Source organism: Thiolapillus sp. (genome assembly GCF_048562965.1).
Lineage (GTDB): Bacteria > Pseudomonadota > Gammaproteobacteria > Chromatiales > Chromatiaceae > Thiolapillus > Thiolapillus brandeum_A.
On record NZ_JBHNMF010000124.1, the window covers coordinates 1 to 7,947 of the forward strand.

Sequence of the window (7,947 nt, forward strand, 5' to 3'; positions counted from 1 at the left end):
AGTTGTTGCGTAGTGCTTGGTGACCAGGACGGCTGGGGCACAAATAGGTTGTCAAAGGCCGAGTCGATTTTGGGGACTGGGATGTCCCAAAATCTATCACGAGGCCGAAGACACGCTTGGTGGAACCAGGCTGTTTTTCCGGGATCCAACGGGTGTTCTTTAATCGAAAGAGGGTGTTGACGATGAAGGCAGTCAGACCGCTGGCGTTTATATCACTACTCCTTGCAGGCTTCACAGTTACGGCGGCAGAACCGCTGGATGCTTTTCCGCTGGCGCAAAAAGGCATGGAGCGTTTTGTCATCGTGCTGCCCCAGCATGACAACGGGCAGGAAGAGAAGCTGAAGGTGGAAATCATCGTCGGCCGGGAAATACTCACCGACGGCGTCAACCGGCAGCGCTTGGGAAACAGCATCGAACCCCGCTCACTGAAAGGCTGGGGTTACACCTATTACGAGGTTAGCGGTTCCTCCGAAGTGATCAGCACGCTAATGGCTGCACCGGAGGCTGCGGAGAAAGTGAAGACTTTCGTGAGCGCACCTTCCCTGTTTGTGCGCTACAACAGCCGTCTGCCGATCGTGGTGTATGCGCCGGCAGGTTACGAAGTCCGCTATCGTTTCTGGCAGGCGGGTGAAGAAATGATGGCGGAAAAGAAATAACGGCACAGATCTGCAGCCTCCAGCGGGCGATGCAGGTGAAAAAGGCCGCCAGATGAATCGTCTGGCGGCCTTTTGTGTCCAGGGATGGCGGTACGGCGCATTTCCTGAAGAGGAATGCATGCCCCGCAAAGAGCCGGGGCAGGTGGTGTGGCGTCAGGCCACTTTGCGCGGTTCCTCGGAGGATACGGCTTTTTCATTCGCGGAAGGACGCAGAGGGTCGGCGCCGATGGTGCCGGTCAGCGTCTTGAGATAGTCCGGGCTGCGTAACATATCCAGCCGGGCTTGTGCCTCTGTCAGCCGTTCGGGAATGTTCAGGCGCTGGGCCTCGTCTTCATAGCCGGGCTGGCTGAGAAAAGCTGCCAGCGAATTGATATGCCGCTCCCATAGGGCGATGTCGCGCTGCTGCTTGACCTTGAGCCGCTCGTGATACCAGTCGGATTCCAGCAGGTACTCCCGGGTGAACATGGCGCGGATATCGGGATGGTGCGCATCTTTCCCTTGGTACTCGCCGTTGGCCATGATGTACAGCAGCGCACGCAGGGGCGGGCAGGCTTCTTCGACACTGCCGTCGTCCAGGTAGCGCTGCGCCACCTTGCGCTGGGCTTCCACGATGTTGCCTACGCCGTCGGCAAATACATCCATATCCTGGGTTTCCGGCCTCAGGATTTCATCGGTAAACACCTGGTTGGGATTGTCAAAGATCTTGCCGAGGAAGCCGTGTACGAAACGGTCGGTGATGCGGTAGCCCAGACGGCTGGCCAGTACCTTCTCACCCTTGTGATCGAAGTCGTTCAGGGGTTCGAGATAGCCGTGTTCAATCAGTGCCTGGGGGTCGCTCTGGCTGCTGTGCAGGCGGGCCCAGATTTCCGGAATCAGCAGGCTGATGTCGTGATCGACCCGCAGGTCCGGTCCGATGAAGCCGGCAGAGCTGGAATAGCCCGCATAACCGGTGAGGATGAACGATACCAGGGCATTGGTCAGGTCTGCGGTGGGACGCAGGGCATTGAAAGGTCCCTTGGTCAGTGCGCCTTCACTGCCCGCACCTGTGGTAGAGGGAGACTTGCCGGTGAGGGAGCAGATGAAATCCATGAACAGCTCCGGCAGTTCCTGGTAGTGGATAGGGTTGTACACCGCCAGCGGGCGAATGCCGGGTTCCGGCGGATTGTTGCGCCGGCCCGCCAGTACCGCATCCACAGGCTGGCATATTGCCTGCTCCAGGGGCAGCTTGCGGTGCAGGCGCGCGCCTATTTCCGCGACATACTTGCGGATGGGGTTGAGCAGGTCGGGGCGGGTCTGCAGGTAACGCGGGTTCTTGGAAGGCTCGCCGTCCACCAGTCGTGGATGGGCGGAGGAAACCACATAGCCTTTCCCTTTCCTGTAGACCGATTCCAGCAGCTTGCGCATGGGTGGCGTAAAGCTGCACAGTGTCATCACGTCTTCCACGACGGCCGCAAGCGAGTCACCGTGCAGGGGTTCGTAGTTGGCCAGAAAGGTACCGGGCTTGGACATGTCCAGCTCAGTCTGCTTGTCATAGCCGGGAATCACCGCATCGTCGGGGCGCTGGAACAGGCGGTATTCGCAGTTCTTGACCAGCTTTACGCTGTGGGTCTGGTCTTCTGCACCGGGACGGCAGTCGGCGATATTGCGTGCGGGTACAACGACGGATGCGCTGATGTCGTCTTCCATCTGCACTTTCTCCGCGGCAATGAAATCCTGACGCACCTTGAATACCCGCCACTTGTTAGCACGGTCGAAACCCACGCGCAGGTAGGAGGCGATAACCTTGCGGTCGTGCAGCTTGAGTTCATGTCCGGGGGCGCCGTCCACCATGTCCACGGTGAGGTGCTCACGCCAGCGGTTGCCCCATTCCTGACGGTAGAAACGCTTGATCATCAGTACCAGGGCGAGAATGCGTGGCGGGATGGAATCCAGCCATTCGTTGTATTCATCGGTGTAGCTGGACGAGGGCGTCAGCAGCTTGATGACCGAGCCCAGGCTGCGCTCTTCGCTGAGTGGCTTGCGCGTGGGGTCGCGGTCCTCGTCTGCGTGCTCGGGACGGAAGCGGTTGCTGTAGTCGCGGTCGAAGATTTCCTGCACCCGGTCGAGATCGGCCTGCAGATCGTCCACGAATAGGGGCGAATAGATGACGGCATCATTGAGTGATTTGGAGATCTCGGATTTACCGCCGCCGGAAACCGTGCTGGGCTTGTGGCAGAAAGTGCCTTCGGGATCGGTGCCCACCAGCCGCCACGAGGGCGCACCTGGGTGTTTCTTCATTTCGATCTTGTAGCCGTTGGGCTGTACGTAGATCTTGCCGGGCTGCAGTCGGATCTTCTGTTTTTTGCCATCTTTCCACCAGGTGATGGTCTGCTTGTTCAGATCCATGCGCAGATCCTGGGGGACATAGATGACGTCCGGGAACTTCCTGTCGATGCCGTAGCCCTTGGACTTGACTTTCATGATCTGGCCATAATTTCTGACCATTTCATCGAAGCTGTAGTTGGGATCCCGGGTGCGGCTGTCCACGCCGTATTCCTCACCGTGGTTACGGCGCGGGAAAGCCAGGGCGCCGCCGGCATGTTCCTCTTCGGCCAGCCCGAACAGGTTGGCGGAATAGCCGATCTGGGTCTTTACTTCCTTCTTGCAGTAGCCGTAGTAGTTGTCTGCGAGAATGGTGACGATGACGCCACGTTCGTCCCGTGCGGTGATCTTGAAGGCCTGGCCGTCGTTGTACAGTTCATCTGCTTCTTTCCAGCACATGCCTTCACGGCGCTGGCGTTCGCTGGCATCTTCCCAGCGGGGCAGGCCCAGCTCCTTTTTCGTGAAGTTGACCAGATGCGGGGCGAGAACCACGCAGCCCGTATGACCGGTCCAGTGTTCGATATCCAGGGCGGCATCGAACTTGGGCAGATAGGGGTTGCCACCGTTGCCGAAGATGCTTTCCACGAAATCCAGGTTGCTCACCAGGTTGCCGGGTGCGAAGAAGCGGATCTCCATGGTCTTTTCAGCATCCATGCCGGGTATTTCCGGGCAGACCACAGGTCGCAGCAGCAGTGAGACGAACATGCGCGCCGGCGTTTCTTCTTCAGAAGTGAAGGGCAGGGTCAGCAGGGAATCGGGAGGCGTCATTGCATGGCCCAGCATGGCGGCGAACACTTTTTTGGGCACTGCTTTCTTGTCGCCGGGTATGGGCAGGCCATCTTCGGCAATGTGGAAGGAGCCTTTCGTGGTGCGACGGTCGCTGGCGGGGTTGTGCAATACCCCCTGTTTCACGCGATAGCTGGAGACGATGTCGGATTTGAACTCGTCCTTGCCCATGGGCAGAGAGAGTTCCCGGGCAACGCCGTGGCGGTCCAGTACAAAAGTATTGCTGGGGAGACGGGGCATTTCCACGTCGCCGAGGTCACCCAGGTAATCCTGCAGAAAATCTTCGATGCGCCGGTCCACGGGGCAGCGATAGTCGGTGAGCAGCCGGTTCTTTTCCCGGTACGTGCGCAACAAATCATCTGCGGTAGACAGAAAGGCGGTAGCATAGCCGTCGGCGCAGGTGGGCTGACCGGAAGAGGCCAGCTTCAGGTTGATGTACATGTGAAGCTTTTTTCGTTCTTCTTTTATACTGTTGTCTGGCAGATCCAGACCAAGAGCCCGCTGGAGATCCATGATCTCTACATACCTCCGGGTAGCACCAAAACTTCCGGGTGCGTACCACTGTTCAATTGGACAATGAGCCGGTAAGGTTGCCCGAACTGGGCCTCAGGTTCAAGTATGAAACCCCGCTGAAACCCTTGTCAGAGTGCGTTTTTGTGCGGGATTTTATTGTTGTATCAATGAATAAGATTAACTACATGATTCGATTTCTTGGAAGGGTAATTGTCAGGGCTTTATGGAACTGAAGCAGAAAATTCAGGCGAGCTATCTGGCCGTGGTGATTATCTGGAGCACCACGCCACTCGCCATTCAGTGGAGCGGCAGGGGCGTCAGCTATCTTTTTGGGGTAACCGCACGCATGGTTATTGGTCTTGCTGTCTGCCTGTTGCTGCTGCGCCTCATGAGATTACCCATGGACTGGCAGCGCAAAGCGCTGCTGACTTACCTGGCTGCGGGCCTGGGCATCTACGCGGCGATGCTTTGTGTCTACTGGGGGGCGCAGTACATTCCCTCCGGTTGGATTTCGGTGCTTTTCGGTCTGACGCCCATCGTGACTGGCGTCATGGCGCGGCGCTTCCTGGGAGAAAGAGCACTTGGCGGAGTGCGCCTTGTCGGTGTATTTACTGGTATCATGGGGCTGGTGGTGGTTTTTTACGGGAGCCTGCATTTTTCCGAAAACGCGTGGTACGGTGTGGTTGCGCTGTTGTGTTCGGTTACGTTACATTCTGCCAGCACCGTCTGGACAAAATACCTTGGATTTCATGGTCATGGCCTGGTTATCGTGGCTGGCGGGCTGCTGGTGGCGGTGCCGCTTTATCTGTTGACCTGGTGGCTGCTGGAGGAACCCTGGCCTGTACAGATTCCGCTCAGAGCGATGGGCGCGATACTGTATCTTGGGGTAATTGCCACGGTGCTGGGATTTGCTGCCTTTTTTACGTTCTGCGCCATGTGGATGCAACAAGGGTGGCATTGCTGACGCTGATGACGCCCATACTGGCCCTCTGGCTGGGCCGCTGGCTGAACGATGAAAGCCTGAGCTGGCCGGTGGTGGCGGGCACCGTGCTGATCCTGTCCGGGCTGTTGCTCTACGAGTTCGGCGAGCGCCGGGAAAACAGCCTGCGGGTATTGCCGCACAACTGAACAAGGGGGCATCGGGATGCCTGCCCCACAGCGAGAAAGATTACAGATACCGATATGCAAACAACAGTTTTCAGAAAATGGATGATACTGGCAGTCTGTTGCTGTATGCCTGCGGTATCGCTTCAGGCTGCCCGTGTGATCGAACCCATTCAGACCGTATCCGAACCACTGGGACTCGATCCCGGAATCGTGGCGCTGGGGGACAGACTTTTCCATGATCTGCGTCTGTCCAGAAACAACACGGTCAGTTGCGCGCACTGCCATCGGTTGAATGCCGGCGGTGATGATGACATGCCTGTTTCCATCGGCATCGAAGGCAAGGCGGGCGATGTCAACGCACCGACGGTTTTTAATCTTAATCTGAATATTGCCTTTTTCTGGGATGGCCGTGCTTCCACACTGGAAGAGCTGGTGGGCATGCCGCTAAAAGATGACAGGGAGATGGACACCGACTGGCCTGAAGTGCTGTCCAAACTGGGCAAGGACCGGAAAATGGTCGCTGACTTCGAACGGCTGTTTCCCGGTAAAGGCATGACAAAAGAAACCATTGCGCGGTCCATCGCGGATTTCATGCGTTCCCTGGTGACGCTGGATTCCCCCATGGACCGGTGGCTGAACGGTGAGAAGGATGCTTTGACCCACGAGCAGCTGCGCGGCTACAGACTGTTCAAATCCTATGGCTGCGTGGCCTGTCATCAGGGTGAGGCGGTTGGCGGAAACATGTATGCCGGCATGGGCGCCTTCCAGGATTATTTCAGGGACAGGAAAAGGCCACTCACCATAGCGGACAATGGCCGCTTCAATGTCACCGGGGATGAAAGGGACAGGCATGTTTTCAAGGTGCCCGGTTTGCGTCGACACTGACTGCACCCTATTTCCACGATGCCGGCGCTGCCACACTGGAAGAGGCTATCGTTATCATGGGTAAATACCAGCTGGGCAGACAGATTCCAAAACAGGATGTGTCAGACATCAAGGCCTTTCTCGGCAGCCTGCTGGGTACGCACCCCAGGCTGGTTTCACCTTGAAGAAAACACTTGCGATACGCGGCGGGATGGCGCTGATCGTCGTTATCGTCATCATAGCGGCATCCTATCTCTATGAACGCAACGCTTCCTTCAGCGGGCAAAGTGCGATCTCTGATCTTCTGTTTCAGATACGTGAGCAGGACATACGGCTGGACCGGGATGTCGAACGTATCATCTCGTTCCGTCTGCCGCATTATGATTCCCTGGTGCAGTCCGGAAAGCAGCTGCAGGAACTCATTGCAGCGGCAGCAAGGCAGCAAAGGCTTATCAGTAGGAATTATCCTCCAGCATTCAGTGACGGTCTTTTCCGTTACCTTGATACGCTGAAGAAGAAGCGCAGCTTCATCGAGCGCATCCAGCACCACATTGCGCTGGTGAGAAACAGTTTTCTTTACCTGCCGGGCCTGATTGAAGAGTGCACGACTGATGACAGTACACCCGAAAACAGGGACTTGCTGAACAGGCTGGTGATGGGGGTCTATACCCATTACCTGTTTCCCGACAAAGTGCTGATCAGCGATATCCGTGCACGGATGAGTGATATCCGCGCACATTCTCTCGCCGCGGGAAATCTGCTGAAGCATGTTGAAATCACCTTGGGCAATACAGAAAAAATTGAGCAGCTCAAGCAGCAGATGGACTCGATGGACAGTGACGAACAGTTCGTGGAGTTGAGGAATCTGCTCAAAGAATACAGTCTTCGTGATGACCGCTATTCCGTATTGCTGGGCGTGATTCTGCTGCTGACAGTGCTGTTGCTGCTGATCTGGTTGTGGCGCACTCTCGAAAGACTGGACAGGGCGCGCCGTCTCGCCGAGCAGTCACATGAGCGTTTGCAGGATGCGGTGGAAAGTCTCGGCGAAGCGTTCGCCCTGTTCGACAGGGACGGCAGGCTGGTGCTGAACAATCAGACCTTCATCAGGTTCTATCCCTGGCTGAAAGGACTGTTGCGGCCGGGTGTCACGCTGGAACAGATTCGCAAATGGAATGCACCTCACATGACGTGCGGCAGTGTAGCAGGGGAAAAGCCGGGGGAGGACTGCGCCGGCTTTGCGAACTCGGAAGCCCCCTATTACTTCGAGAGGATAGGCAAGGACCGCTGGTATCTTGCCAGCAACCGCAGGACCAAGGAAGGTGGCACAGTCAGTGTCAGAACGGATGTCAGCGGTTCCAAGGCGTCGGAGCAGGAACTGCGCAAACTTGGCCGGGCGCTGGAACAAAGCCCTGCTTCGGTGGTGATCACCGATACCGGGGGCGTGATCGAGTATGTCAATCCCAAGTTCGAACAGGTATCCGGCTATTCAGCGGCAGAAGTCCTCGGCAGGAAACCTTCGGTGCTGAAAAGCGGCGAAACTACCGACGCTGCCAGCCATGGAGAGCGAAGCGAAGGCTGGTAGACCCCAGTAGCCGCGAGGCCGCACTGTTTTCCCGGCGTGCCTTGCGCCAGAGGGAAAACAAAGTAGGCCTCCGAACGC

General features: G+C 57.2%; 6 protein-coding genes. 5 read left to right on the forward strand and 1 reads right to left on the reverse strand.

The annotated features are described in order from the left end of the window. Positions 1-182: 182 nt before the first annotated feature. Positions 183-656, forward strand: a complete 474-nt coding sequence (locus tag ACOCD2_RS08535; protein ID WP_293646741.1) for an ecotin family protein — start codon at positions 183-185, stop codon at positions 654-656. 153 nt (positions 657-809) lie between these two features. Here the strand turns inward: ACOCD2_RS08535 and ACOCD2_RS08540 are convergent, their stop codons facing one another. Next, the gene (locus ACOCD2_RS08540; RefSeq protein ID WP_293646739.1) at positions 810-4,316 is read right to left on the reverse strand and encodes a hypothetical protein; all 3,507 of its coding nucleotides are present in this window, start codon (positions 4,314-4,316) and stop codon (positions 810-812) included. Positions 4,317-4,539: 223 nt separating this feature from the next. On the opposite strand from ACOCD2_RS08540, the gene ACOCD2_RS08545 reads away from it, so the two are divergent. The 4 genes from ACOCD2_RS08545 (at position 4,540) to ACOCD2_RS08560 (ending at position 7,869) form a co-directional block, all read left to right on the forward strand. Next, positions 4,540-5,280 carry a DMT family transporter gene (locus ACOCD2_RS08545; protein ID WP_293646737.1) on the forward strand — a complete coding sequence of 247 codons (741 nt, stop codon included), beginning with the start codon at positions 4,540-4,542 and terminating at the stop codon, positions 5,278-5,280. Further along, the gene (locus ACOCD2_RS08550) at positions 5,268-5,444 is read left to right on the forward strand and encodes a hypothetical protein (RefSeq protein WP_293646735.1); all 177 of its coding nucleotides are present in this window, start codon (positions 5,268-5,270) and stop codon (positions 5,442-5,444) included. The genes ACOCD2_RS08545 and ACOCD2_RS08550 overlap by 13 nt, the downstream gene beginning before the upstream one ends. 54 nt (positions 5,445-5,498) lie before the next feature. Continuing rightward, positions 5,499-6,308, forward strand: coding sequence for a cytochrome-c peroxidase (locus ACOCD2_RS08555; RefSeq protein WP_293646733.1), 810 nt, complete (start codon positions 5,499-5,501; stop codon positions 6,306-6,308). 160 nt (positions 6,309-6,468) lie between these two features. Next, entirely contained in the window at positions 6,469-7,869 is a 1,401-nt protein-coding gene (locus ACOCD2_RS08560; protein ID WP_293646731.1) for a DAHL domain-containing protein, read from the forward strand. The last annotated feature ends 78 nt before the right edge of the window (positions 7,870-7,947 follow it).

What these genes read in the sequence shown, in the direction of transcription:
- ACOCD2_RS08555 (WP_293646733.1), top strand. Translation starts at nt 5,499, where the DNA reads ATGCAAACAACAGTTTTCAGAAAATGGATGATACTGGCAGTCTGTTGC.
- ACOCD2_RS08535 (WP_293646741.1), top strand. Translation starts at nt 183, where the DNA reads ATGAAGGCAGTCAGACCGCTGGCGTTTATATCACTACTCCTTGCAGGC.
- ACOCD2_RS08545 (WP_293646737.1), top strand. Translation starts at nt 4,540, where the DNA reads ATGGAACTGAAGCAGAAAATTCAGGCGAGCTATCTGGCCGTGGTGATT.
- ACOCD2_RS08540 (WP_293646739.1), bottom strand. Translation starts at nt 4,316, where the DNA reads ATGGATCTCCAGCGGGCTCTTGGTCTGGATCTGCCAGACAACAGTATA.